The sequence below is a fragment of the Sphingomonas sp. 3P27F8 genome (assembly GCF_005502745.1).
GTDB lineage: Bacteria > Pseudomonadota > Alphaproteobacteria > Sphingomonadales > Sphingomonadaceae > Sphingomonas.
Genome location: NZ_SCNL01000020.1, coordinates 1 through 25,927, shown reverse-complemented (window position 1 = coordinate 25,927; position 25,927 = coordinate 1). Strand labels below are relative to the sequence as shown.

Genomic DNA, 25,927 nt, shown 5'->3' with positions numbered 1-25,927 from the left:
CAGCCCGATCGGAAGAGCAATGTCGAAACGCCCAGCCCATGTAAAGCCGCCGGCCTATCTGTCGCCGAACAGCCCGGTGCCCAAGCCGGCACCCGCGCAGCCTGGCCCCGCCGATCGCGATCCGACGCGTTATGGTGATTGGGAGCTGAAAGGGATCGCGGTCGATTTCTAGGCGGTCAGTTCGACCAGCTTGAGAATCGTGTTCCAGTTACGTGCGGTTGCCGCCTTCGGGAATTTTGCTCTGGCCATCGCCTGGGGCAGTTTCGAATTGCCGATATCCACCGGGTAATCGACGAACAGCGCGCGGTCGATAGCGTGCAGGCGTTCCGGCCCTTCGTGAATGGTCGCCAGCGTATCGAGCAGCGCCGGGGCGAGCGGCTCGTGAAGGAAGAACACCTGCACATGGTTCGGCCGGATGCGCGACTCTTCGACGAAGGGGTTTGCGGCGACGATCGATGCCAGCGCGGGATGATCGCGCAGGAACCATTCGGTATCGAGGCCCAGCCTGTCGCGCGCGGCGGCACGCAGGTGATGTTCCAGCGTTGCCGCATCCTTCTCGTCGCTGTCGAACAGCGCGTTGCCGGAGGCGAGCAGCGTGGCGACATCGCCCATCCCCTCGGCACGCAGGAAATCGCGCAGCTCGGCCATCGCCACCTTCTTGCCGGCGTTGATGCTCTTGAGCAGCGCCGCCCAGCGCATCGTCAGGCCTCGTCGCGCAGCGGGCGGGCGAGCAGGTCGCGCGTTACGGCGCGCACGTCGGCACCGTCGAGCAGCTGGCGCACCGCTGTCACGATCGGCATATCAACCCCCGCCTCACGCGCTGCCTCTGCCAACACCGGGGCGGTGAACGCGCCTTCCGCCACCGTGCGACGGTCCGCGAGCAGGTCCGCGGCCTTCTCGCCGCGCCCGAGACCTAGCCCGAGCGAGAAATTCCGCGAGCTGGTCGATGAACAGGTAAGCACCAGATCGCCCAGCCCCGAAAGGCCCGCCAGCGTTTCGCCCCGCGCGCCGCGCGCGAGGCCGAAGCGGGTCATTTCGGCGAAGCCGCGCGCGATCAGCGCGGCGCGGGCGTTCTGCCCCAGCCCGGCGCCCTCCACCACCCCGCAGGCGATGGCGAGGACGTTCTTCACCGCGCCGCCGATCTCCGCGCCGATCACGTCGCTCGAGGCATAGGGGCGGAAGCCCGGGCCGGCCAGCCGCTCCGCCAGCCGCGCCTGCAGCGCCGCATCCTCGCATGCCAGCGTGACGGCGGTGGGCAGCCCGGCGGCCACCTCATGCGCGAACGTGGGGCCGGAGAGCACCGCGATCGGCGCGCGGGGATGCGCGGCCTGCGCGACCTCGCCCACCAGCCGCCGCGAGCCCGCCTCGATTCCCTTGGCGCACATCACCAGCGGGGTGGCGCCCACGGGTGTGTCGGCGAGCACGCGGCCGACGTGTTGAGCGGGGGCAACCACCAGCAGCGCATCCATGCCCGCCAGATCGGCGAGCGCTTCGGTCGCGCGGATCGCCGGAGAGAGCGGGACGCCGGGCAGGAACAAGGGGTTGGTGTGGCTGGCGTTGATCGCCAAAACCACCTCCGGTTCGCGCGCCCACAGCATCACGTCGCCGCCGCGCGCCGCCACCTGTGCGAGCGCGGTGCCCCAGGCGCCGCCACCGAGCACGCCGATCCTCATGCCTTTACTCCCGCGCCCCGGACTGCCTCTGCCGTGGGATCGAGCGCCCAGCGCGCGCGCGCCGGCGTGTCGAGGGGATCGGTGAGGCCTGCCGCGAACCGCTCGACCCCCGCCCAGGCGATCATGGCCGCGTTATCGGTGCACAGCCACAGCGGTGGGGCGACGAAACGCAGCCCGCGCGCCGCCGCCAGTTTCTCCAGCGCGCCGCGTACAGCGCCATTCGCCGCGACGCCGCCGGCCACGACCAGCGCCGTCGCGCCGCCGGTGCGATCGAGTGCGCGGCCCGTGCGGTCGATCAGGCAGTCCACTACCGCCTGCTGGAACGAGGCGGCGATATCCTCGGGCGCATGATGCCCGACCGCGCGCGCCACCGCGCTCTTGAGGCCTGCGAAGGAGAAGTGCGGCTCTGCCGATCCGAGCAGCGGGCGGGGCAACGGCACCGAGCGTGGATCGCCAAGCGTGGCAGCGCGCTCCACCGCCGGACCGCCGGGAAAGCCCAGCCCAAGCAATTTGGCCGTCTTGTCGAAGGCTTCGCCGGCCGCATCGTCGATCGTGGTGGCGAGCCTGCGATAGCGTCCGACACCTTCCACCAGCAGCAACTGGCAATGCCCGCCTGAAGCGAGCAACAGCAGGTAAGGGAAAGCGAGATCGGGATCGGACAAGCGCGGGCTGAGTGCATGGCCTTCCAGATGATTGACCGCGACCAGCGGCTTGCCGACCGCGTGCGCCAGCGCCTTGCCGGTGACCAGGCCCACCATCACACCGCCGATCAGCCCCGGTCCTGCCGTCGCGGCGATCGCGTCCACCTGATCGAGCGTGATGCCGGCGTCCGCCAGCGCAGCCTCGATCAGCGGCTCCAGTGCCTCGACATGCGCGCGCGCCGCGATTTCGGGGACTACCCCGCCATAGGGGCGATGTGCGGCTTCCTGCCCGGCGAGCCGGTGCGCGAGCACCTGTCGCCCGTCGCTCACCAGCGCGGCGGCGGTCTCGTCACAGGAGGATTCAAGGCCAAGGATCAGCATGTCCCGCCTTCTATCCAATCGCTGCGATCTTGTCGAAGGGCGCGCCATCGGCCATCGGGGCGCATGACCTTTCGGCTCGGCACCCGTGCGTCCCCCCTTGCGCTCACCCAGGCGGAGATGGTGCGCGACGCGCTCGTCGCGGTGCATCCGGGCCTTTCGGTCGAGCTGGTGCCCATGCGGACCACTGGCGACAAGGTGCAGGATCGCGCGCTGGCTGAGATCGGCGGCAAGGGGTTGTGGACCAAGGAGCTCGATCGGGCGCTGCTCGCCGGGGAGGTCGATGCCTGTGTTCATTCGGGCAAGGATGTCGAAACGATCCGGCCGCCAGAGATCGTCATTGCCGCCATGTTGCCGCGCGCCGATGTGCGGGACCGGCTGATCGGCGCGGATTCGATCGCGGCGCTGCCGAAGGGAGCGGTGGTGGGCACCAGCTCGCCGCGCCGCCGCGCGCAGCTGCTCAATCTGAAGCCGGATCTGCAGATCGTGCTGTTTCGCGGCAATGTCGCGACGCGGCTGGAAAAGCTCGCCGCCGGTGAGGTTGACGCGACGTTGCTCGCCGCCGCCGGGCTGGACCGGCTGGGCCGGCACGATCTTGGCACGGTTATCTCGGCTGGCGAGATGTTGCCGGCGCCCTCGCAAGGCGCGATCGCGATCGAGGTGCGCGCGAACTCACCGGCGGTGGCGATCGTCGCGGCGATCGACGATCGCGATACGAGCATGGCGGTGTTCACCGAACGCGCGTTTCTTGCCGCGCTGGGTGCGGGATGCCATTCCCCGGTCGGCGCGCTGGCGCGGATCGAGGGGGCGCGCATCACGTTGCGTGGGCAGCTTCTTTCGGAGGAAGGCGCCTATGCCGTGGACGGGACGATAAGCGGCGCGCCGGGCGAGGATATCTCGGGCGCGCTGGCCCGCGATCTGCTGGCACGGGCGCCGATCGCGATCACTCAGCTGTTCGGTGGATGATGCGGAACGCGATCGTCGTGCGCCCCGCGCCCGGTGGCGGGCAGACGATCGCCCGGCTCGCCGCTTTGGGCATACCGGCCCTTGAATTCCCGCTTTTCGTGATCGCGCCGGTCGCCTGGTCTCCGCTGAACGAAACATTCGACGCGCTGCTCGTCACCAGCGCCAATGCGATGCGGCACGGCGGGATCGGGCTGGAAGCACTGACCGCGCTGCCGGTGGTGGCCGTCGGCGAGGGAAGCGCGCGAGCGGCGCGGGCCGCCGGATTTCAGGTTGCGGTCACCGGTGCCGCGGACGGTCGCGAAGCGGTCGAAGGGGCGCACCAGGTCGGCTTTTCGCGCCTGCTGCATCTCGCCGGCCGCGATCGAATCGACCTGCCGGGCGTCACCAGCATGACCGTTTATAGGAGCGACGCGCTATACCCGCCGCCCGGCGCGCTCGAGGTGGCGTGTGGACAGGTGGCGCTGCTGCATTCGCCACGTGCCGCCCGGCATTTCGCCGCGCTCGTCGATCGTGATGCCGTGCCGCGTCATAAGGTCCGTATCGCCGCGCTTAGCGAGGCGGTGGCCCAGTCCGTTGGCGGCGGCTGGGGCACGATCGGCGTCGCGCCGCGTCCCGACGATGTGGTGCTCACCGCTCTTGCTGCCAAGCTCGCGATTGACCCGTGAGGCCGGGACGGGGATAGTATCACCATGAACGATCCTATGCCGAGCGAAACCGCCGCGCGCCGGCCGCGGGTCGGGCTGGTGATGACTCTCGCCGTGCTCGCCTTTGTTGTCGGCATCGCGCTGATGTTCGTGGCGATGCGCAATTCCGACGGCTGGTTCATTCAGACGGCCCCGCAGGACCAGCCCTCGTCTCAGCCAGCCGGGCCGGCTCCCGCGCCGGCGGTGGCTGTGCCCGCGCCAACGCTGAATGCGCTGGAGACGCGCGAGACCGCCTTGGCCGCGCAACTCGCGGCGCTGGAGGCGCGTGCCGCGGGGATCGATACAAGCTCCGCCGCTGCCGCTGCCCAGGCAGGTCGGGCCGAGGCGATGATGGTCGCCTTCGCCACCCGTCGCGCGATCGATCGCGGCATGCCGCTCGGTTATCTCGAGGTTCAGCTGCGCGAGCGTTTTGGCCAGATCGCGCCGGGCCCGGTGGCCACTATTATCCAGGCGGCGCGCCAGCCGGTCACCCTCACCGCGCTGCGCCAGGCGCTGGATACCAACGCCGACGTTCTCGTGAACGGCGACGACGGCTGGCTTGAGGGAGTGCGGCGGCAGCTTGGCAAGTTGGTGATACTGCACGATGCGAGGACACCGTCGCAACTGCCAGCTGAGCGGCTGGCGCGGGCGCGGCGGCTGCTCGAATCCGGACAGGTACAGGCGGCGATCGCCGAGGTATCGCGGCTGCCGGGTGCAACCAATTCGGGCAATTGGGCTAATGCCGCTCGCCGCTATCTCGATGCGCATCGGGCACTGGACGCGATCGAGGCGGCTGCGCTGATGCTGTCGCCGCCCGCACCGCCGAAGCAGGACGAGGCGCAAGCCTCTCCGTCGCCCGGCGCCGCCGACCCGGCCGTTCAGCCGGCACCGGACGCTATTTGACGCGCTGGATAAGCGCCACCGCGCCGGCTGGCGCGCGCACTTTCGCGCCGTTGATGAAGAATATGAACGCGTCGCGCGGCGTCTCCGGTGGGGTGGCCGCGTCGACATATGGAAGGCCATCGGGTGCGCTGCCTGCGGCCCATTCGCGCGCCGCCGCCGCCCAGCGATCCAGCCCGGCGGGTGAATAGCCAGCCGGTTCGTCCTCGACGCCGCTTTCCAGCCGGACATACATGAAGTCCGCTGTGATATCGGCGATCGAGGGATGATCGGCAGAATCGGCATAGACGATCGCAACGCCGGCTGCGCGGCACATCTGGACGAATGCCGGGTCAGCGAAGGATTCGTGCCGCACCTGCACTGCGTGACGCAGTCTCACGCCCTCGTGCGACGCGGGCAGCAGCTTGAGGAACGCGCCGAAATCATCAGCGTCGAACTTTTTCGTCGCCATGAATTGCCACAGGATCGGGCCGAGCCGGTCGCCAAGTTCCACAATGCCCTGGCTGACGAAGCGTGCGACCGATTCTCCGGCTTCCGCCAATATCTTGCGGTTCGTGCAGAAGCGTGAGGCCTTGAGCGTGAACACGAACTCGTCCGGCACCGCCCTTGCCCAATTGGCGAAGGTGGCCGGTTTGAAGCCGCTGTAATAGGTGCCATTTACTTCGATAGCGGTCAGCTTGCCGGCGGCATATTCCAGCTCGCGTTTCACGGGCCATTTTGGCGGGAAAAAGGTGCCGCGCCATGGCTCGTACGTCCAGCCGCCGATGCCGATGCGAATCGTGCCGTTGCTCATCCGGCCAGCTTACGCTCAACGCACCGTGAAGGTCACGCGGTCGACAATGCGCCCGGCCACGTCGACCAACGCCAGCTGGTGCTTGCCCGGCGCGGGAAAAATCAGCGGGGCAGCGTTCGGCGCACCCAGATCACGTGCGTCGAGTTGTAGCCGGTGCAGCGCTGTCGCACCGCTCACGGCGATCGCCAGCCGTTGCCGATCACGCGGAATATCCGGATCGAGCGCATAGACACTGCCTGATACCGGCGCGGCGATCCTTGGTCGTCGCGCTTCGGCCGGTGCGGTGTCGGCGCGGGCGAATGAGGTGCCGGCTACGAACCATTCTCGGCGCGGCTGCTCCCGTGTGCCGGCGAAGGTCACGCCACGGGCCTCAATTCCGGGCGGGGGCGCCGGCTCACGTCCGCCGCCGAGCGCCAGCATCACGTCGCGCCACACCGGCGCCGCGCCGCTGGTGCCGGAAACGGCGCGCATCGCATCCCCCTCGACATTGCCGACCCACACCGCAACCGTGAAGCGCGCCGAAAAACCGATGCACCAATTGTCACGCATTGCCTTCGATGTCCCGGTTTTCACGGCGGCCCAGAACGGCAGCCGGAGAGCTGAGTCGAGCCCGAACGTGCCGGCACGGGCGACCGGATCGGACAGCATATCGCTGACGATCCACGCCGCCTGCGGGGTCGTGATCGCGCGTGGCGCGACGCGCGGATCGTCCGCCCGCAGCCGAAGGGGTGACCAGCGGCCCGCCTGTTCCAGGCTGCGATAGCCGGCGGCCTGCTCCGCCAGCGTCACTTCTGCTGAACCTAGCGCTAGGCTGAAGCCATAATAGCCGCCATCCTCCACCAGCCCGCGATAGCCGGTATCCCACAATCGGTCGCGGAACGGGTCCACCCCGACCAGCAGCAACGTGCGCACCGCCGGGACGTTGAGCGAGCCCGCTAGTGCGGCGCGCGCTGAAACCGGCCCCTTGAACGCGCGGTCATAGTTTTGGGGGACATAAAGACCCGAGGCCGTGTCGAGCTGGACCGGCGAATCCTCCAGGATCGAGGCGGGGGTGAGATAGCCTTTCTCGATCGCCTGCGCGTACAGAAAAGGTTTCAGTGTCGATCCCGCCTGGCGATAGGCGTTGGCCGCATCCACGGCCGGCGCAGTGGAATTGCCGCCGATCCCGCCGACATAAGCGAGGATGTCTCCGCTGGCATTGTCCACCACGATCACCGCCCCGTCGCGCGCGCGGGTCGCGCCAAGCCCGAGCAACTGGCGACGCAGCGCGGCGATCGCGACACGTTGCACGGCGATGTCGAGCGTCGTGCGGATCTTGAGGCCCGGTCTGGTAAGCAGCCGATCGGCGAGATGCGGCGCAAGCCCCGGATCGAGCGCGAGGCTCCGTGCCGGGCCGAGCATCGAGGCGGCGAGCGCCTGAAAGCGCGCGCAGCGCCGCTCGCGCGCCAGCGCACAGGCGCGGTTCGCGACACGACCGGCGGGCGCCTGCGGATTGGGAAGCAGCGCGGCGAGCAGCAACGCATCGTCGCGGGTGAACGTCGCCGGCGTCTTCCCGAACAGGCCGAGCGCCGCGGCGCCAATCCCCTGCGCCTCGCCGCGGAATCCGGCCAGGTTGAGATAAGCTTCGAGTATCTGGTCGTGGCTCCAGCGCGCTCCTATCGCTCGTGCGGCGCGGATCTGGCGTAACTTGTCCAGCCAGCCACGCGCGCCGGGCCGCGCGAGATCGTGGGAGAGAAACCCCGCGAGTTGCATCGTCAGCGTGCTTGCGCCGCGCGGGTGCTTGCCGCTCAACCGATCGCGCAGCGCGCCGCCGAGCGCGAGCCAGTCCACCCCGGCATGATCCTCGAAGCGACGGTCCTCCGCCGCGATGGTCGTCGTGCGGACGACCGGGGCGATCTGTTCGAGCGGGGTCCATGCCAGCCGCCGGGTGGCGAAATCGACGCGCGAGGAATCGAGTAACGCGCCATTGCGGTCATAGAGCCACGCCTCCGACGGGTGCCACGCCGCGCGCACCTGCTCATAGCCGGGGAGCGGCGGCGGGCGCGTGAGCCAGTCCGCCAGCGCAAACAGCGTGGCCGCAAGCAGGATCACGATCACGGGCCATGCGCGCCGCCGCGGCTCGGCAGGCGCGAGGATGTCCGTCACCGCTGCACGACCACCACCGGCGCGTTGGGCACCGCGGCATGGATCGCCGGCGAATACATCGCCTCGACGCGGCTCGGCGGAAGCTGAAAGCGGCCCGCGCCGTTCAGCCGCAGCATGTACGACGCCTGGAAGCGCCCGCGCGGCACCCAGGCATAGAAGCCGCGCCATGCGGTATTGCCACGCTCGACATAGGCCGGGACGACGCCAGCCTGCACATCCCATAGCTTGCCGTCGCCATCGACCGCGCCGAATTTGACGCCGTCGCCGGCATTCGCCTGATCCGCGAGCAGCTTGGACTGGCCACCGAGATCACTGATGATCGTGCCGCCAGCCGGGATCGGATCGTCGAGCACTACCCAGTTTCGCTCGGCGGCGGCGTCCACCGTCAGCGTGATGCGCAGCACATCCCCGCGCGTGAGCTGCCCGGCGATGCGGCGCTGCACCACCTCCACCTTGCGCGAAAGGCGATATCCCGCCGAGAGCGGCTGGGCGAGGGGCACCGCCGCCTTCACCGATACGGTCGCCCACGGCCCTGCCCCGCCGGACTGGCGCAGCACCAGCGGCGTCTGCGTCATCGGCAGTGGCAGCGACGCCTGCCGCTTGTCGGCCGCCAGCGGCCAGGCGAAGCTGGCGGTGCGATTGCCGAGCGTCGCAACGGTCGTGCCGGCGATCGCGCTGGCGGGGTATAGCTGGGCGAAGCGTCGTACCGTCAATGCGCCCCACGCATTGGCGGTGGTGGTATCCCAGCGTCCGCGCGTCTGGCGAGAGGCGACGCCCACCATCATTTTCGCGCCTTCATCCTGCCAGCCCGGGCGGCCAAGAGTCGCCAGCAGCGCCTTGATCGATCCTTCATCCGCCGAAGACATCAGCCACCACGGGGCGTTCGACGCGTCCGACAGATCGAGCCGCGTGCCTTCATAGACCAGCCGGCTGCGCAACGCGTTTTCGCCCGCCCCGCGCAGCGCCTGCGCGTTGGCGAGGCCGGGGACCCGATCGAGCGCCATCAGATAATCGGCGAGGCTGGCGGTGGGCATTTCCGCGGGGGTGATCCCGATCTGTCCCAGCATCGCCGGGCCCGCCGCGCCGGCGCGCGCGAGCGCCGCGAACGCCGCGAGGCGCTGGAGCCGCACGTCGCCATATTCTTCGTGCCGCACACGCCCGTCCAGCACGGCGCGCAGCCCCTCGATCATCCGGCTTCGACTAGCCTCGGGGATCGGCAGCCCGGCCTCGCCGGCCATCGACAGCACATAGGCGGTCAGCGCCTCCGATCCGTTCAGGCTTTCGCTTGGCCAGTAGCGGAGCAGGCCGTCCGATGCCTGATAGGCCGGAATGTCGGCGGCAAGCCGCGTCCAGCCCGCCGTGTCGCCCAGCGCGACGATCCGGCTCATCTGCTGCTCGAAGCAGTTATAAGGGTAGGCCGCCATGAACGCGCGGACCCCGGCCATCGGCGGCGCGAGCGTATCGTCCAGCCGGATATCGACCGATCCCATGCCCCCGAGCGCACCTGCCGGTGCGCGGACCGGAATGCTGGTCTGCGCACCGACCCGCGCCAGCGTCGCGGCCCATACCTCCACGGGGACGGCGGGCACCACCTCCTGCGTTACGGTCACCTTGTCTGCGGCGCGGCCGTTACTGGCCGTCGCGCTTACCTGCCAGCGCAGCGTGCCGGCGACCGGTGGCGCGACGAGATTCCACGCGATCGGCGCCGCGCCGCCAGCGGGGATTGTCACGGTGAGCGGCCGGCCGGTCGCGATGCGCGGGGTGAGCGAAACCTCCGCCGTCACCGTCATCGGCTTGTCCGATCCGTTGCGCAGCGTGAAGCCAGCCGCATAGCTGTCCCCGGTGCGGACAACCGGCGGCAAGCCGGCATAGACCGACAGATCCTGCGCGCTGCGGATATTGGTGGCGCCCGCGCCGAAGCGGTCCGCGCCGTCGGTGGCGATCGCGACCAGCCGGAACGAGGTGAGCGCGTCATTGAGCGCAACGGGCACCACCGCGCGCCCGTTCGCGTCCAGCGCGACGCGGCCTTTCCACAGCAGCACCGGCTGGAAATTCTCGCGGTTGAGCGCGGTGGCATCACCCCCGCCGCCGCCGGCCTCCACCGCCTTGCGCCCGTAATGTCGCTTGCCCACCACTTGCATCTGCGCGGTGGCGGTGAGGACGGATAGGGGGCGATCGCCCATCATCGCGGTAAGCACGTCCCACGATTCGTTGGGCGCAAGCTGGAGCAGCGCCTGATCGACTGCGGCGAAGGCGACATCGGCGGTGCGCGCGGGCTTCCCGTCCGGCCCGCGCACCTGGATCGCCACCTGCGCGGTGTCGCGCGCGGCATAACGCTCGCGATCGGCCTTCACCGCCACGCCGAGCGTATGCGCTTCCCAGCCCACCTTCACCTTGGCGATGCCGAGCCGATACGCAGGCTTGGAGAGATCGACCAGCGCGGTCGGCTTGGGCGCTTCGTCGCGCGCGCCGAACAGGCTCTTGAACCAGCCCCACCAGCTTTGCGTTACGCGGCCGCGCACCGCCAGCACCGAAACGTAGACGTCCGGCGCATAGCTGCCCGGCATCTTCACCTCGACCACCGGGTCTTTTCCCGAAAGTTCGGTGACGAAACTGGAGAGCACGCCCTCGCGCTCCACCGTCACCAGCGCGGTGGCGTCGCGGAACGGCATCCGCACCTGGAAGCGCGCGGTATCCCCAGCCCTATAGGCGGGCTGCTCGGGCACGAGATCCATGCGATCGCCGTTATCGCCACCGAACCACCAGTCGTCATCGCCCGCCAGCCACACCGATTTCACCGCCCGGGCGACGTTCCCGTCCGCATCCGTAGTCGTTGCGACGGCATAGACCTCGCCCGAAATTCCCGGATCGGCGCCGCATTGCGCCAGCCCCTGTGCGTCGGTCGTGGCGGAGCAAGACGCGGACAGCTTGGTCGTTCGCATCTGATTGTCGTAGGCGTAGAAGCCGCCGATCAGCCGCCGCCGCGCCGTCAGAATCTGGCGACTGTAAAAGGCGACGCTTATCTTCTGCCCCTTGACCGGCTTGCCATCGGGATCGAGCGCCACGAAGCGCAGGCGCAGATCGTCCTGCTTCATCAGCCAGCCGTCGGTCTTTACGCCAAGCTGCACGCGTGAGGCGAAAACCGGGATGCTGCGCGACGCGGTGAGCGTCTGGCCGTTGGCATCCTGATAATCCATCTCGACGGTCATGTCGGTGGTGCCGTCAAGGTTCCGCGGAACATCGATCGCCTGTCGCCCGCTTCCGTCGCCGCCGAGCGTGGCGGGCAGCGTCTGTGTCGGCGGCAGGCTTGGCGCATCCTCCTCGCCGTCGCCGTTGAGCGCCCGCACGCCTTCCTGCACCGCGCGACCACCGAACGTATAGGCTTCGTATCCATCCGGGTTGGCGCGGCGCGCGAACCAGCCGACGCGCAGGTCCACCGGCAGGTTCGAGGCGCCACCGCCGGAGAGATAGCCGACGAACAGGTCGAGCGGCACCGTCTTTGGGCGCACGACCGCGCCTTTCGGCCCGCTCACGCTCGCGCGCATCGTGGGCAAACGATATTCGTCCAGCCGGAACGACTGGTTGGTATAGATCGTGCGATCACCCGCTATCACGCGCAGGTCGTAATCGCCCATCGGGGCGCCCTTCGGTGCGGTCCAGCTTGTCTCGCCGATCCCACGCGCGTCGATCGTCAGCGGAAGATCGAACTCGGTGTCCGATCCACGATGCGACAGGCGCAGCGTGCCGCTGAAGCCGGCCGGGATCACGAAGCCCGCGCCAACCGGGTGGCGGACGATATGTTTCATGTTGATCGTCTCGCCGGCGCGGACCAGCGCGCGATCGAAGACGGTGTGGAACACGTCGTCCGGCTTGGAATAGCCATAGGGCAGGTCAAAGTCATAAGGGCGGATGCCCTCGCCCCAGGATGTAAGGGTGAAGCTGAAATCGCCGTTCGCCCGCGCGGAAACCATCAGCGGATGCGCGGTCGAATTGTCGTTGCAGCTTCCGTAGGTTTCCGGCTCCGGCAGCCCGCCCTGCACCGTCACCACGCCGTTGCGATCTGAAGTGCCGCGAGCCAGCAGCGCGCCCGTGCAGCTATCGGTGATCGCCACCGCCGCATTGGCAACCGGCTTGCCGCTATCCAGCGCCGTGACCCAGGCCAGGCTGCGTTCCCGGCCCCATTTGAAATGCACCGCCATGTTGGTAACGAGCGCGGCGGCGGCGACGTAGCGCGGCGCGTCGCGCCCCAGCAGCGCACGGCCCAGCACGGGACTGGCGAGTTCGACGACATAGAAGCCCGGCTTGCCGAGCGGCAGGCCGACCACCTCGAAATCCTGCCCCTTGCCGGGCAGCGCGACCTTCAGCGGGGCGCCCTTGCCGGTGAGGATCGACGTGTCGCCGGTATGGTTGATTTCCACCCGATCCTTGCCGCGCGTGACCGTCTCATATCGGTTGTCGTCCGCCGATCCCACGCGCCGCAGCCAGCCCGCGATCTGCCCGTCATCGTCGGCGATGCGCTGGGATTGTCCGCCCACCGCGAGGTTGCGGCCCTGCAGCGCCGGTTCGACATTGCGCACCGTTACCGGGAGCACCCCGCCCTCCTTCGCCTCGATGATGCCGAACGGCGCGGCAAACTTCACCAGCGGCGGGGCGCGATCAAAGCGGACCTCAAGCGGGAAGCGCTCGGCGTTGGAAAGTGCGCGGCCGCTCTCGTCCTTAACCCCCTGCGGTAACTCCAGCTTCGCGGTGGTGGCGAAAGGGAGCGGCGCGGCGAAGGTGATATCGGCGATCGTCGCCTTCTTCTTGTCATCGGCGCTGAACGCAGGCGCGATCTGCTTGCCGTCGGGCAACGTGAAGCGGATCGCCTGCGCGGTGGACATCGGCACCGGCGCGGAGAAGCGGACATAGGCTTTCTCGACCGGGCTGCACCCGGCTTGCGCGTTCACGCGCGAGCATTCGAAGCGCGCGGCAAACGGCTTGCGCACGGTATAGTCGAAACGCTGATCGGTGCCGGCGATCTTGCCGCCTGCGCCGATGATGGCCGCGCCCCACAGCAGCGCCATGTCGCGCCCCGGCGGCAGGTTGCGGCGGCATTTCAGCGCCACAACCCCGACCATCGCGCGCTGGCGATCGGCGGGGGAGGCCTGCGCGAGATCGCCGGGCAGGCCCGCGCTCTCAAGGAAGCTGCGCACCTCCCAGCGATCCTTGCCCATCGCGCCGATGAGCTTCCCGGGCAGGTCGGCGGCAAGCACGTCGACGGGGATCTTCTCGCCGATGCCGTCCACCGCGCAATAGGCATGGGCCGCGACCGAGCGTGGATCGGGCGCCATATTGGCCGCGACCAGGAAGGTCTGGTCCTCCTCGATCTCGTCGCCGCCGCCCGATGGCAGCACGGCGCGCGCGACAGGGCCGCCGGCGTCCACCGTGAAGCTTTGCGTACCGGCAAGCGCATAGCCGGCGACGCTTTTCAGCCCATCCACCGTCTTGAAGCTGCATGTCGTGCCGCCCGGCAGCGGCTTTGCGAATTCATAGACCCAGGTCTGCTGATCCGCCCAGCGACCCTGACCCGCGACCGGGCATTGCGTGGCGGCGGGAGCGGCGGCGCGCGGATCGCCCAGCGGCGCCATCGGCTGGCTGAATCGCATCGTGAACCGCTCGATCGCCCCGTCGCCGATACCCGGCTGCGCCAGGATCACCCGCGGCGCATTGTCGCTGAGCGCCGCGACCGGCGCGATCGCCAGCGCGAGCACGGCAAGCTTGGCGGCGATCTTCATGCATACCCTCCCGAGACGCGCCGACGCTATCGGCGGGAGGCGCCCGAAGTCCAGCGGGAAACGTGCGGATCAGCTCAGCGGCGAAACCATTGCTTGCGCATGAAATAGACGATCGCGCCAACCGAGATCAGCACGCACACGGCCATGATAGCGTCGAACGACCACGGCTCGTGCGCATAAGGCAGGCCGTCGACATTCATGCCGTAGAGCCCGGTGATGAAAGTCAGCGGCAGGAATATCATCGCGGCTATCGCGATGATGAGGCTGCGGGTGTCGATCAGTTCCGCGCGCAGATCGGTCAGCGTCTCGTGGATCAGGCTGGCGCGTTCACGGATCGCCTCCAGTTCCTCCGCCATTCGCGCGGCGCGATCGGCGGCGGCCGCGACATGGGCGCGATCGTCGCCGTCGAGCCAGTCACCGGGAAGCTGCGCCATCTTCTCCAGTGCCGCGCGCTGCGGATTGAGGAAGCGGCGATAACCGATCGAGGTGATCCGCACGCGCGTCACCAGGCGTCGCAATTCGTAGACGCGGTCGGCGTCCAGCGCCTGTTCGCAATCATCGATGTCGTCGCCCAGCGCGGCCACGACCGGATCGAGATCGGCGGTAATCGCGGTGGCATAAGCAGTGATGAGATCGCCGGGATCGGTAACGCTGCCCTGCTTCACCGATTCCTCGACCGTATCGGTGGCGAGCAGATGCTTGCGCGTCACCGAGATGACGCGCCCTCGCGTTGCCCAGATGCGCACGGACGCGAGCAGATCGGACGAATCGAGGTCCTCCTCGGTGCGCCCGCGCAGATTGAGATAGGCGCCCGCATCATAGCCGTCGCAGCGCGGCCGCGTTTCCTGCGCGATCAGCGATTCCACGACATATTCGGGGAGCTTCGCCTGATCGCGCAACCACGCGGCGGCCTCAGCATTGGTGGCCGACAGATGCACCCATACGAAGCCGGCGGAGCAATCGAGCGCGTCCGCCACGGTAATGCGGCGCGGCTTGCCTTCATCGATACGATATCCGAATCCGCTCACAGCATCTCCACATCGACAGTCAGCCCGGCCGGCGCGTTCAACGGGGCGGCGGCACATTCGATCCGAATGGCATCGGCGCGCGCGCGATCGAGGATGGCGGGTGGCACGCCGGGGCGGTGGCTCACCAGATCGGCATTGGCGAGCGCACGCGCGTCGCGCAGCGTCAGGTCGTCGGGGTCGGCGGAGCGAAGCCGCAATCTGACGATCCCGCCGGTCAGGCGCTCTTCATCCGGTGGTCCTGCATCCGGGGTTACGCCATGATCGCGTAGCGGATCGAGCGCGCCGCCGGCCGCCAGTGCCGCGCCGATCGCACGCCGTCGGCTGGCCGCATCGGCATAACGACCGCGCCATGCCTCGCGCGCGGCGTGTAGCGCCGAAGCCAGCGGGCCGAGGTTAGCTGGCAACAGCGCCTCCAGCCGCTGACGTAGCGCCGCCGCCAGGCCGGCCGATGCGCCGCCGGTGCCGATCGCCACGATCACCGGCGCGCGATCGACGATGGCGGGCAGGGTGAAATCGCACAGCGCCGGCCGGTCGACCGCATTCACCAGAACGCCGCGCGCCTTGAGCCGCGCGACCGCCGCCTCATCGTCCACGACGATCGCTAACGATGCGGCGTGCGCCTCATCCACCACGATCGCGCCGGCGCGTTCAAGCAGGCGCCGCTTCGCCTCCGCCGTCTCGCCTTCGCCCACTAATATCACCGGCCGTCCCTTCAGCCGGACGAACAGGGGAAGGCTGTGCAGCGTCACAGCCAGTCCGGCACGCGCTCGGCCGCGAGGATCGTCTCGGCCGCGATGCGATCGGCGACGACGGTGTAGCGATCGCCATCGACCAGCACCTCGGGCACCAGCGCGCGGCTGTTGTAGGTGGAGGCCATAGTAGCGCCATAGGCGCCGGCAGTGCGGAATATGCCGAGATCGCCGCGCACGACGCGATCAATCTCGCGCGCCATCGCGAACGTGTCCCCCGTCTCGCAAACCGGACCGGCGATGTTCGCCATCATCGTCTCTCCGCTCGGGCGTACGGCGGCGAAATCGTGCCACGCATCGTACATCGCCGGGCGGGCAAGGTCGTTCATCGCCGCATCGACGATGACATAGGGATGGGCCACACCCGGCTTCACCCAGATCACCTCGGTCAGCAGGACGCCGGCATTGCCCGCGATCACCCGGCCCGGCTCGAACATCAGCTGGACATCCCAGCCGGCGGTCGCACGGGCGACCATGGCGCCATAATCCGCGGGCGGTGGCGGCGCATCGCCGGGCCGGTATGGCACGCCGAGGCCACCACCGAGATCGACGTGCGTGATCGCGTGACCGCGCGCGCGCAGCTCCGCCACGAGTTCGCCGACGCGGCGATAGGCGGCTTCCAGCGGCGCCAGATCGAAAAGCTGGCTGCCGATATGGATCGCGATGCCGCGCAGGTTCAGCCCATCCAGCGGGCCGAGCCGATCGAAGATCGCCGGCGCGAGATCGATCGGCACGCCGAACTTGTTCTCACGCTTCCCCGTGGAGATCTTCGCGTGCGTGCCGGCATCTACATCGGGATTGACGCGCAGCACGGCCGGGGCGGTCAGCCCGCGCGCGGCGGCGAGCGCGGCGAGCACCTCGCCTTCCTCCTCCAGCTCCAGATTGAACTGGCCGATCCCGGCCTCCAGGCCCTTCACCAACTCTGCATCGGTCTTCCCGACGCCAGAAAAGACGATGTCGTGCGCCGGCATTCCCGCCGCCAGCGCGCGTGCCATCTCCCCGCCCGAGACCACGTCCGCGCCATAACCTTCGTCCGCGAGCACGCGCAGCACGCCGATATTGGGGTTGGCCTTGATCGCATAGGCAAGGTGGATCCGCCCGGCCGGCTTCAAGCCTTCACGAAAAACCTGCGCGTGGCGGCGCAATGTCGCGGCGGAATAGACGTAGACGGGCGTGCCCACCTCCGCGGCGATCTTCGCCAGCGACACGCCTTCGCAATGCAGCGCGCCGTCGATCAGCGTGAAATGATCCATCAGCGCGGCGGCAGGTCGAACTGGTCCGACCGGCGGTCCATGGAATTGGTCAACAGCTCGTCGCCGCGCGCCGGGCGTTCCTGCGGAGTGGCGCGGATGAGCTGATTGCCCAGCGGTGGATCCTCGGTGCCATAGGGCGCGGGGGGCAGGCTCTCGCCCTTCGCGGGTTGCAGGCCGTGCGAGCGGCCGCACGCCGCGAGCACCAGCAGGAGCGCCGCAATCGCGGCTAATTCATATTTCGTCGATGCGCGCTTCATCGTCACTCTCCCCGCGCCGCACAGATGGCGGCGCGTACATTGGCTGGCGCGGTGCCGCCGAAGCTGGTCCGGCTCGCGACGGACGCATCCACGGACAGCACCGAATAAATGCGATCATCGATCCGCGCGTCGATCGCGCGCAGATCGGCGAGCGGCACCTTGTCCAGCGTCACGCCAAGCGCTTCGGCGCGGGCGACCGCGCGGCCGGTGATGTGGTGCGCCTCGCGGAACGGCACGTCGGCCTCGCGCACCAGCCAGTCGGCCAGATCGGTGGCGGTGGCGAAGCCGCTCTCCGCCAGCGCGCGCATCCGATCGGTGCGGAAGGTGGCGCTCGCTATCATTCCGGTCATCGCCGCGATGCTGAGGCCGAGCAGGTCGTGGCATTCGAACACCGGCGGTTTATCGTCCTGCATGTCCTTCGAATAGGCGAGCGGGAGGCCTTTCATCGTGACCATCAGACTGACGAGGCAGCCGGTGATCCGGCCGGCATGGCCGCGCACCAGCTCGGCCGCGTCTGGGTTGCGCTTCTGCGGCATGATCGAGCTGCCGGTAGACCATTGATCGCTCAAGCTGACGAAGCCGAACGGCTGCGATGCCCACAGCACGAATTCCTCCGCAAGCCTCGACAAGTGCAGCGAGCATTGCGCGGCGCAGGTGAGATATTCGATCGCGAAATCCCGATCCGAAACCGCGTCGAGCGAATTGCGGGTCGGCCCGTCGAAACCAAGCGCCGCCGCCGTCGCTTGGCGATCGAGCGGGAAGCTCGTGCCGGCTAGTGCCGCCGAGCCGAGCGGGCAGAGGTTCATCCGCGCGCGCGCATCCTGGAAGCGCGAGCCATCGCGGGCGATCATCTCGTGATAAGCCATCAGGTGATGGCCGAGCGTCACCGGCTGTGCGGACTGCAGATGGGTGAAGCCGGGCATGACGTCGCCCGCATGCTGTTCCGCCCGCGCCAGCAGCGCCGCATCGAGCGCATCGAGGGCCGCCAGCGTCTGATCGATCGCATCCCGCACCCAGAGGCGGAAATCGGTCGCGACCTGATCGTTGCGGCTGCGGGCGGTGTGCAGCCGCCCCGCGACCGGGCCGATCGCGTCGGCGAGCCGCGCCTCGGTGAGCATATGGATGTCTTCGAGCGTCAGATCGTCGGGCACGCCGTTCTCGGCATAATCGGCCGCCACCCTGTCCAGCCCGGACGAGATCGTCGCGGCGTCCTCCGCCGCCACCACGCCCTGCTCGGCGAGCATCGCGACATGCGCCTGCGACGCGGCGATATCTTGTTGCCACATCCGCTTGTCGAACGGGATCGAGGCGTTAATCTCACGCATCACCGCAGCCGGGCCTTCGGCGAAACGCCCGCCCCACATCTGATTGGAACCGCTCATGGCTTCGCGTTCGGCGATCGTCTTTCTCCTCGGGCTGGCATTCACCGCCGGCGGCTGCGATAGGCAAAGCCCAGGCAGCGGGCAAGCGACCGCAGCGGCGGATAATGCGATTGCACCCGACGAGGTGGTCGCCACCAAGCCCGCGCAGGGCAAGGCGGGCGCGGTCGATCGCGCCCAGCACGGCACGGCGGCGATCAACGCTGCGTTCACCGGGCCAGATGGGAAGCTGGCGAAGCTTGCGGATTTTCGCGGCAAACCGGTGCTGCTGAACCTGTGGGCGACATGGTGCGCGCCGTGCGTGAAGGAGTTGCCCAGCCTCGACGCGCTGGCCGCGCGGTCCGGCGATCGGGTAAAGGTGGTCGCGGTCAGCCAGGATATGGACCAGGCGAAAGTGGCCCCGTTCGTCACCGCACGGCGGCTGCATCGGATTCAGCCCTATACCGATCCTCAGATGAACCTCAGCCTTGGCTACCGCGTAAACCTGCCGACGACGATCCTGTTCGATTCGAAGGGGCGCGAGGTCTGGCGCGTCTCCGGTGCGATGGACTGGGCTTCGCCGGAAGCGCGCAAGCTGATCCAAGAGGCGCTTTGATCGCAAGCGCCGGGAAGCGCGCGGGCGCACATTGGGGCATGGCGGCTGACATGAGCAAAACCCTGTCGGGCAATACGATTGTCACCCCGGTCGGCGAACTACGGCTGGTCGGGGACGACGACGCACTCGTCGCGATCCTGTGGCAGGATGACGATCCCGCGCGCGTGCCGCTGCCCGCCACCGTGGACGCGCCCGGGCACCCCGTGCTGGCGAACGCCGAACGCCAGCTCACCGAGTATTTCGCCGGAAAACGCCGCGCGTTCGATTTGCCGCTGCGGTTCGGTGGCACGGATTTTCAGCGGGCGGTATGGATGGCGCTGCTGACCATTCCGTTCGGCGAGACATCCAGTTACGGCGCTATCGCCCGCGCTCTCGGCCGTCCCGGCGCGGCGCGGGCCGTTGGCGCGGCCAACGGGCGCAACCCGCTCTCGATCGTTGCGCCATGTCATCGTGTGATCGGGGCGGGCGGCGCGCTGACGGGATTCGCTGGTGGCCTCGCCGCCAAGCAGGCGCTTCTCGAGCTTGAGCGCCGCGTAAACGGGCAGGCGATCTAAGCGGGGAGCCAATGGCATGGCCCGATCGTTGGGTAAGATAACGCCCAAGCAAGAGTCTCGCCGATGCGTCTTGAAATCGCTTATGTGTTGCTCGCCCTTTTCGTGATCGGCCTGGCGACTGCACTGGTACTGTTTATCCGCCATCGGCGTCGCGAGCGTGAACGCATCTGGGGGCGGCGCAAAAACCAGCGTTGATGCGCCAATCCGCTTGTCGCGCGCCGCATACTATCCGGTATAGCGCGCGCATGAGCTTGCTGATTGCCCAGGAACACGTTTTGCGCGACCTCGCGTCGCGGGCGCGGCTGCGCCACCTCGCACCGCGCATGGGGCGGGATTTTTCGTCGAATGACTATCTCGGGCTTGCCGACTCGCCGCGTTTGCGCGCGGCGGTAGTGGCGGCGCTTGAACGCGGCGTTGCTGTGGGGGCGGGCGGATCGCGCCTGCTGCGCGGCAACGACGCCGAGCATGAAGCGCTCGAGGCGGAGGCGGCGGCCTTCTTCGGCAGCGAAGCCGCCCTGTTTTTCTCTAGCGGCTTCACCGCCAACGAAACCCTGTTCTCCACGCTCCCGCAGCGCGGCGATCTGGTCGTGCATGATGCGTTGATTCACGCGAGCGCGCACGAAGGAATGCGGATCGGGCGGGCGGACCATGTCGGCGCTGCGCACAACGATGCTGGCGCGTTCGAAGACGCGATTACCCGCTGGCGCCGCGGTGGCGGGATGGGGCGAGCCTGGATCGCGGTCGAGAGCCTGTACAGCATGGACGGGGATCGTGCGCCGCTTGAGGAACTGTTCGCCGTCGCGGAACGGCACGAGGCGATGCTGCTGATCGACGAGGCGCATGCCACCGGCGTCTTCGGCGAACAAGGCCGCGGGCTGGCGACCAATCTGGAAGGCCGGGAACAGGTCATCACCTTGCGAACCTGCGGCAAGGCGATGGGCTGCGAGGGCGCGCTGCTCTGCGGCCCCCGCGTGATGCGCGATTTCCTCGTCAATCGCGGGCGCGGCTTCATCTTCTCCACCGCGCCGTCGCCGCTGATGGCGAGCGCCGCGCGTGAGAGCCTGCGGATTCTGGCGGACGAACCGGAGCGGCGCGCAAGACTGGTGCGGCTGATCGCGTTCGCCGAAGCAGCGCTGGCGCCCCACGGGACGGCGCCGACAGGCTCGCAGATCCTGCCGCTGGTGATAGGTGAGGATGCAAAGACGATGGCGCTCGCCGCCGGGTTGCAGAAGGCAGGGTTCGACGTGCGCGGCATTCGTCCGCCGACCGTTCCCGCCGGTACGGCGCGGCTGCGCATCTCGATCACGCTCAATGTGGGCGAGGAAGATATCGTCGCACTGGCCGAGCGAATTGGGAGTTTGCGCGCATGAAGCATCCAAGGATCATCATCACCGGCACCGATACCGATGTCGGGAAAACCGTTTTCGCCGCCGCGCTGACGGGGGCGCTCGGTGCTCATTACTGGAAGCCGGTTCAGGCGGGCGTCGAACCGCGCGGCGACCGGGAAAGCGTCGCCGAGCTTGCTGGCGTGGCAGCGGCACAAATCCTGCCCGAGTCATACCGCCTGAGCACGCCTTGCTCGCCCCACCGCGCGGCGGAGATCGATGGCGTCACGGTCGATCCCGCGCGGCTCGCACTGCCCGATGTGGAAGGGCCGCTGGTAGTGGAGGGGGCCGGTGGCGTCATGGTGCCCGTGGCCCGCGATCTGCTGTTCGCCGATCTCTTCGCGCGCTGGAATGCGCCGGTGGTGATCGTCGCGCGCACTGCGCTCGGCACGATCAATCACAGCCTGCTCTCGATCGAGGCGCTCCGGCGGCGCGGCGTCCCGATTCTTGGCATGGCCTTCGTGGGGGAGGAGCAGCCCGATTCAGAGACGACGATCGCGCAGATCGGCGCGGTTCGGCGGCTAGGCCGGCTTCCGCTGCTCGATCGGCTTGACGCCGGCACTTTGGCGCGCGCTTTCGCCGCTCATTTCGACGTGGGCGATTTCCGTTGACGGGCTCGCCGGTCTGGCATCCGTTCACGCAGCACGGTCTGGGCGAGCCTACCCCGCTCGTCACCCGCGCGCACGGAGCGGCGTTATATACGCGCGATGGCCGGCGGATCATCGACGGCATCTCTTCGTGGTGGGTGACCACCCACGGCCATTGCAATCCGAAGATCATGGCGGCGATCGCGGCGCAGACCGAGCGGCTCGATCAGATTATCTTCGCCGGCTGGACGCATGAGCCGGCCGAGACGCTGGCGAACGGGCTCACCGCGATCATGCCACCCGCGCTGACCCGCGTCTTCTATTCGGATTCGGGATCGACGAGTGTGGAGGTGGCGCTGAAGATGGCGCTCGGCTTCTGGGCCAATCGCGGGGAGCCACGCAATCGCATCCTGGTGATGCAGCACAGCTATCATGGCGATACGATCGGGGCGATGTCGGTCGGTGAGCGCGGCGTGTACAACGCGGTCTATTCCCAGCTGCTGTTCGATGTCGGCACGCTGCCGTTTCCCGCCGCCGGCGCTGAACAAGGGACGCTGGACGCGCTCGACGCGGCCTGTCGCGACGCCCCTGCCGCGCTGATCGTCGAGCCGTTGCTGCTCGGCGCGGGCGGGATGCTGATCTATCCGCCGTGGGTGCTGGCAGAAATGCGTGCGATCTGCGCGCGCCACGGCGTTCTTTTCATCGCGGACGAGGTGATGACCGCCTGGGGCCGCACCGGCAGCTTGCTGGCATGTGAGCAGGCGGGGGTGGTGCCCGATATCCTGTGCCTGTCGAAAGGGCTGACGGGCGGGGCGATCCCGCTCGCGGTGACGATGGCGACGGAGGCGATCTTCGAGGCGCACCTGTCGCCGGATCGGGCGCGAATGTTCTTCCACTCGTCCAGCTACACGGCCAATCCGATCGCCTGCGCCGCCGCCAACGCCAATCTGGCGATCTGGCGCGACGAGCCGGTACAAGATCGTATCGACGACCTCGCGGCCCGACAGGCAGCGCGGCTGGCGGGCCTGACCGGCCGTGCCGGCGTCGCCAATCCGCGCGCGATCGGCACGATTGCCGCGATCGACGTGATCGATTCGCGCGGTGGCGGCTATCTCTCGCATTTTGGGCCGCGCCTGCTCCGGCTCTTCCGCGAGAGCGACCTGCTGCTCCGTCCGCTCGGCAATACGATCTATGTCATGCCGCCGTATTGCATCGACGACCGCGATCTCGATCTCCTGTACGCCGGGATCGCCAATGCTCTGGACGATATCGCGCGCGGCGGTTGACAGTCATCGTCAGAGATCGCGCGCAACACATCGGAAGCCGATGTGGCTGGTCGCCGAGTCGATCGATTGCGGATGGCGCGCGGCAGGGCGATAGCGTTGGCAGTAATTCGCGGCGCACAGGTGCGATCCACCCTTGAGCACTTTTTGCACGATCCGATCCTGCGAGACGGCGGGGTGATGACTGACGCGCCGACGTGCGCCACGCGGTTGACGCGCGGGTGCGCAACAGCGCGCCTTCGTGCCAGCGGCGGGCGAAGGCTGGGCATATTGATCGGCCGTCCATTCCCAAACGTTGCCGATCATGTCCCACAGCCCATACGCATTGGGCGGAAAGCTGCGCACGGGCGATGTCCGCTCATATCCGTCGAGCAACTGGTTGGCGAAGGGGAACAGCCCCTGCCAGTAATTCGCCAGCATCGCCCCGCCCGGCGCAAGTTCGTCGCCCCACGCATAATCCGCGCCGTCGAGGCCGCCGCGCGCGGCGTATTCCCACTCCGCCTCGGTCGGCAGCGACTTGCCTGCCCATGCGGCATAGGCTTCCGCATCGGCATAGGCGACATGGATGACCGGGTGATCCTCCAGCCCGACGATCGAGCTTTCCGGTCCGAGCGGCCGGCGCCAGTTGGCGCCGAAGCAGAATTCCCACCACTGGCCAGGGTCGTTCAGATCGACCGGGCCGGAGGTGCGGCGAAAAACCGGAGAGCCAGGCCGCGCCATTGCCGGGTCCATGCCGGGATAGTCGCGCGGATCCGGCGCGTTCTCGGCCAGAGTGACGTAGCCGGTCTCCGAGACGAAACGAGCGAAGTCGGCGTTGGTGACCGGCGTTTCGTCGATCCAGAACCGATCGACCCGCATCGGCCGGGCCGGCGCCTCTTCGGGATAGTGGCGATCCGATCCCATCATGAAGCGCCCGCCGTCCAACAGGCGCATATTCTCGCGGTTAGCAGCCAATAGTCACGCTCCGTCTGACGAGCAGACAAACTCCGATGATGACACCGGCAGAACCGGACACGGACTTGCGTCATGCGTCAAGCGCGATGGTCGGCCGCGCCATTGCCGGGCGAATACTGTTTGGCGGAAAGACGACAGCCCCGTCCTTGCCGCCCATAGCCCATAGCCCATAGCCCGTGGCCGATCCGCTCGTCGTCGCAGGTCGGCGCCCGCAGCCAGAGGTCCGATGCAGAGGTCCGATGCTGTCGATCCTGGCGAAACCGCTGACCGAATCGACGCGGTTGCCCGCGCACTCAATGCCGGATGAGAGCGATCAATTCCGCGATCGTTTCGCGGGCGAAGGCGAGCAGCGCTGCTCCATAGACCGCCGCGCCGATCGCGACCAGCACGCCGAGATGCGGCATCGGCGCCAGTGGCGGCAATTTCTCATCGACGATCCATACCGTCGCGGCCATTGCGGAGGCGGCGGCGAGCGGCGGGGCGATCGCGCGCGCGACACGTGCAGGGCTGGCGCCGATCACCGGTAGCGATCGCCAGCAGGTGAACCCGAGATAGATTGGATAGGCGCAGATCCACGCCCATCCCAGCCCGACCGGGCCCCAGCGCACCGCGATCATGAAGGCAGTTGCCAGAATGACCGCGCCGGTCGCGCCGTTGCGCACGCCGATCCCCGGCCGCCCCAGCGCGTCGCACGCCGGCGAGAATAGCACCTGCAGCGTCATGAAAGGCATCGCGCAGGCAAGCAGGCGCACCACTGGGACAGCTTCTGCCCATTTATCGCCCAGCATGGTCAGGACAAGCGGCTCGGCCGTTATCGCCAGCCCGAAATAGAACGGCAGCGCGACCAGCATAATGACGCGGACCGCCTTCAGGAACGCTGCGGCCGTCGCATCCGCATCGTGCTGGATACGGGCATAGGCCGAAAAGGCCACCTCGTTCAGCGGCGGGACAAACTTGGAAACGAAGATCTGCGTCAGGAACAGGCTGGTTGTGTAGATGCCGAGCATGTGCGGCGTGAAATGCCGGCCGCCGATGAACACGTCGGCCTGGCTTTGCAGAAACCAGAACAGCTGGCTCGCCGCCATTACTCCACCGAAGCGCGCAAGCCCCCCCGCGCCGCGGAAATTGAACGATGGCCATACCAACACGCGCGCCGCGACCGTCATCCCGATCGCGCGAGTGAAGAACAACGCCATCGGCGCGAACACCAGCGTCCATACTCCCCAACCGGCCAGTGCGCCGGCGAGCGCGGTGCTGGCGCTGGCGATCGAGGCGATCATGTTGACTTTCGCCTGGCGCCGGAAGTCCATCTCGCGACTAAGCAGGGCATAAGGAAGCGCGATGAACGGCGTTGCTATATAGAGCAGGCTTTGCACTCGCAGCAGCGTCGCGACCTGTGGTTGTCGATAATAGTCGGCAGCCAGCGGCGCGATCGCCAGCTGTATGATTCCGAGCGTCAGATTCAGCGCGATCAGCATGCCGAAAAGCTGGCGCACCTCGTGGTGCGTTATGGTTTGCCGCTGCACCAGGCCGCTCGCCAATCCATAGCCGTTGAGCATGTTAAGGAACACGAGCAAGACGCCGGTCATCGCATAAAGGCCATAATCGTGCGGGCTGAGGATGCGGATCACGAGGAAGGTCGCGGCCCACTGCACAAGCTGCGCCAGAATCTGGCTCCCGGAGCGCCAGATCACGGCGTTTCTTACCTGCCGCGAGAGCGATTCCGCTGGTTCATTCGGTTGATTCGCCGTGGCATCCATCGATGCGGGCTTAGCCTTGCCGCCTTCACAGTGCGTTAAAACCCGCGGAATCCGGCGATTTCGTCGATGACGGACATAAAATTGCAAAAAGTGTTTGACGAGTTGGTGTGGTGGGGCCTAGAGGGGTTTCACCGACGGGGTGGCCATTTGGTTTGCTTTGTTGGTCACCGGAAATCAGGCGCTATGGCCG

Annotated in this window: 23 protein-coding genes; 10 read left to right on the top strand and 13 right to left on the bottom strand. The window is 68.0% G+C overall.

What is annotated here, in order from left to right:
* Positions 1 to 19: 19 nt before the first annotated feature.
* Positions 20 to 172 carry a DUF1674 domain-containing protein gene (locus tag FFS35_RS17830; protein ID WP_137788237.1) on the top strand — a complete coding sequence of 51 codons (153 nt, stop codon included), beginning with the start codon at positions 20 to 22 and terminating at the stop codon, positions 170 to 172.
* Here FFS35_RS17830 and FFS35_RS17825 read toward each other — a convergent pair.
* Genes FFS35_RS17825 through tsaD form a run of 3 tightly spaced genes read right to left on the bottom strand, consistent with a single transcriptional unit; the run spans position 169 to position 2,695 of the window.
* Positions 169 to 699, bottom strand: coding sequence for a DUF1697 domain-containing protein (locus FFS35_RS17825; RefSeq protein WP_137788236.1), 531 nt, complete (start codon positions 697 to 699; stop codon positions 169 to 171). The two genes, FFS35_RS17830 and FFS35_RS17825, sit on opposite strands and share 4 nt — an antisense overlap.
* 2 nt (positions 700 to 701) lie before the next feature.
* On the bottom strand, positions 702 to 1,673 hold the full coding sequence (locus tag FFS35_RS17820; protein ID WP_137788235.1) for an NAD(P)H-dependent glycerol-3-phosphate dehydrogenase: 972 nt from the start codon (positions 1,671 to 1,673) through the stop codon (positions 702 to 704).
* On the bottom strand, positions 1,670 to 2,695 hold the full coding sequence (gene tsaD, locus FFS35_RS17815) for a tRNA (adenosine(37)-N6)-threonylcarbamoyltransferase complex transferase subunit TsaD (protein WP_137788234.1): 1,026 nt from the start codon (positions 2,693 to 2,695) through the stop codon (positions 1,670 to 1,672). Before tsaD ends, FFS35_RS17820 begins: the two co-directional genes overlap by 4 nt.
* 63 nt (positions 2,696 to 2,758) lie before the next feature.
* Here tsaD and hemC point away from each other — a divergent pair, with 63 nt between their 5' ends.
* Genes hemC through FFS35_RS17800 form a run of 3 tightly spaced genes read left to right on the top strand, consistent with a single transcriptional unit; the run spans position 2,759 to position 5,244 of the window.
* Entirely contained in the window at positions 2,759 to 3,658 is a 900-nt protein-coding gene (gene hemC, locus FFS35_RS17810; protein ID WP_137788233.1) for a hydroxymethylbilane synthase, read from the top strand.
* Complete coding sequence (locus FFS35_RS17805; RefSeq protein WP_137788232.1) at positions 3,658 to 4,323, top strand: uroporphyrinogen-III synthase; 666 nt, start codon at positions 3,658 to 3,660, stop codon at positions 4,321 to 4,323. Before hemC ends, FFS35_RS17805 begins: the two co-directional genes overlap by 1 nt.
* A gap of 24 nt (positions 4,324 to 4,347) precedes the next feature.
* Positions 4,348 to 5,244 carry a hypothetical protein gene (locus FFS35_RS17800; protein ID WP_137788231.1) on the top strand — a complete coding sequence of 299 codons (897 nt, stop codon included), beginning with the start codon at positions 4,348 to 4,350 and terminating at the stop codon, positions 5,242 to 5,244.
* Here the strand turns inward: FFS35_RS17800 and FFS35_RS17795 are convergent.
* The 8 genes from FFS35_RS17795 to argH form a co-directional block, all read right to left on the bottom strand.
* The gene (locus FFS35_RS17795) at positions 5,237 to 6,034 is read right to left on the bottom strand and encodes a DUF72 domain-containing protein (RefSeq protein ID WP_137788230.1); all 798 of its coding nucleotides are present in this window, start codon (positions 6,032 to 6,034) and stop codon (positions 5,237 to 5,239) included. The two genes, FFS35_RS17800 and FFS35_RS17795, sit on opposite strands and share 8 nt — an antisense overlap.
* A 15-nt stretch (positions 6,035 to 6,049) precedes the next feature.
* Positions 6,050 to 8,131 (bottom strand): penicillin-binding protein 1C, encoded by a 2,082-nt coding sequence (gene pbpC, locus FFS35_RS17790; RefSeq protein ID WP_137788254.1) that lies wholly within the window; start codon positions 8,129 to 8,131, stop codon positions 6,050 to 6,052.
* Positions 8,132 to 8,175: 44 nt separating this feature from the next.
* Positions 8,176 to 13,953, bottom strand: coding sequence for an Ig-like domain-containing alpha-2-macroglobulin family protein (locus FFS35_RS17785; protein ID WP_137788229.1), 5,778 nt, complete (start codon positions 13,951 to 13,953; stop codon positions 8,176 to 8,178).
* Positions 13,954 to 14,027: 74 nt separating this feature from the next.
* The gene (locus FFS35_RS17780; protein ID WP_137788228.1) at positions 14,028 to 14,981 is read right to left on the bottom strand and encodes a CorA family divalent cation transporter; all 954 of its coding nucleotides are present in this window, start codon (positions 14,979 to 14,981) and stop codon (positions 14,028 to 14,030) included.
* Positions 14,978 to 15,730 carry a siroheme synthase gene (locus tag FFS35_RS17775; protein ID WP_249341730.1) on the bottom strand — a complete coding sequence of 251 codons (753 nt, stop codon included), beginning with the start codon at positions 15,728 to 15,730 and terminating at the stop codon, positions 14,978 to 14,980. Before FFS35_RS17775 ends, FFS35_RS17780 begins: the two co-directional genes overlap by 4 nt.
* Positions 15,727 to 16,983, bottom strand: coding sequence for a diaminopimelate decarboxylase (gene lysA, locus FFS35_RS17770; RefSeq protein ID WP_137788227.1), 1,257 nt, complete (start codon positions 16,981 to 16,983; stop codon positions 15,727 to 15,729). Before lysA ends, FFS35_RS17775 begins: the two co-directional genes overlap by 4 nt.
* Entirely contained in the window at positions 16,983 to 17,240 is a 258-nt protein-coding gene (locus FFS35_RS17765; protein ID WP_137788226.1) for a hypothetical protein, read from the bottom strand. Before FFS35_RS17765 ends, lysA begins: the two co-directional genes overlap by 1 nt.
* 2 nt (positions 17,241 to 17,242) lie before the next feature.
* Positions 17,243 to 18,604 (bottom strand): argininosuccinate lyase, encoded by a 1,362-nt coding sequence (gene argH, locus FFS35_RS17760; RefSeq protein WP_137788252.1) that lies wholly within the window; start codon positions 18,602 to 18,604, stop codon positions 17,243 to 17,245.
* A 16-nt stretch (positions 18,605 to 18,620) separates the two neighbouring features.
* Between argH and FFS35_RS17755 the strand changes: the two genes are divergently transcribed.
* The 6 genes from FFS35_RS17755 (at position 18,621) to FFS35_RS17735 (ending at position 23,026) form a co-directional block, all read left to right on the top strand.
* Positions 18,621 to 19,214: a TlpA disulfide reductase family protein gene (locus FFS35_RS17755; protein ID WP_137788225.1), complete on the top strand. Its 594-nt coding sequence runs from the start codon at positions 18,621 to 18,623 to the stop codon at positions 19,212 to 19,214.
* A gap of 50 nt (positions 19,215 to 19,264) precedes the next feature.
* Positions 19,265 to 19,768 carry a methylated-DNA--[protein]-cysteine S-methyltransferase gene (locus FFS35_RS17750; protein ID WP_137788224.1) on the top strand — a complete coding sequence of 168 codons (504 nt, stop codon included), beginning with the start codon at positions 19,265 to 19,267 and terminating at the stop codon, positions 19,766 to 19,768.
* 63 nt (positions 19,769 to 19,831) lie between these two features.
* Positions 19,832 to 19,963, top strand: a complete 132-nt coding sequence (locus FFS35_RS20530) for a hypothetical protein (RefSeq protein WP_283214579.1) — start codon at positions 19,832 to 19,834, stop codon at positions 19,961 to 19,963.
* Positions 19,964 to 20,013: 50 nt separating this feature from the next.
* Entirely contained in the window at positions 20,014 to 21,138 is a 1,125-nt protein-coding gene (locus FFS35_RS17745; protein WP_137788223.1) for an 8-amino-7-oxononanoate synthase, read from the top strand.
* The gene (gene bioD / locus FFS35_RS17740) at positions 21,135 to 21,764 is read left to right on the top strand and encodes a dethiobiotin synthase (RefSeq protein WP_137788222.1); all 630 of its coding nucleotides are present in this window, start codon (positions 21,135 to 21,137) and stop codon (positions 21,762 to 21,764) included. Before FFS35_RS17745 ends, bioD begins: the two co-directional genes overlap by 4 nt.
* Positions 21,761 to 23,026, top strand: coding sequence for an adenosylmethionine--8-amino-7-oxononanoate transaminase (locus tag FFS35_RS17735; protein ID WP_137788221.1), 1,266 nt, complete (start codon positions 21,761 to 21,763; stop codon positions 23,024 to 23,026). Before bioD ends, FFS35_RS17735 begins: the two co-directional genes overlap by 4 nt.
* Before the next feature lie 9 nt (positions 23,027 to 23,035).
* Here FFS35_RS17735 and FFS35_RS17730 read toward each other — a convergent pair whose 3' ends face one another.
* A complete protein-coding gene (locus tag FFS35_RS17730) occupies positions 23,036 to 23,956 on the bottom strand; it encodes a formylglycine-generating enzyme family protein (protein ID WP_137788220.1) in 921 nt (306 codons plus the stop codon).
* A 314-nt stretch (positions 23,957 to 24,270) separates the two neighbouring features.
* The gene (locus tag FFS35_RS17725; protein WP_137788219.1) at positions 24,271 to 25,737 is read right to left on the bottom strand and encodes a lipopolysaccharide biosynthesis protein; all 1,467 of its coding nucleotides are present in this window, start codon (positions 25,735 to 25,737) and stop codon (positions 24,271 to 24,273) included.
* Positions 25,738 to 25,927: the final 190 nt, after the last annotated feature.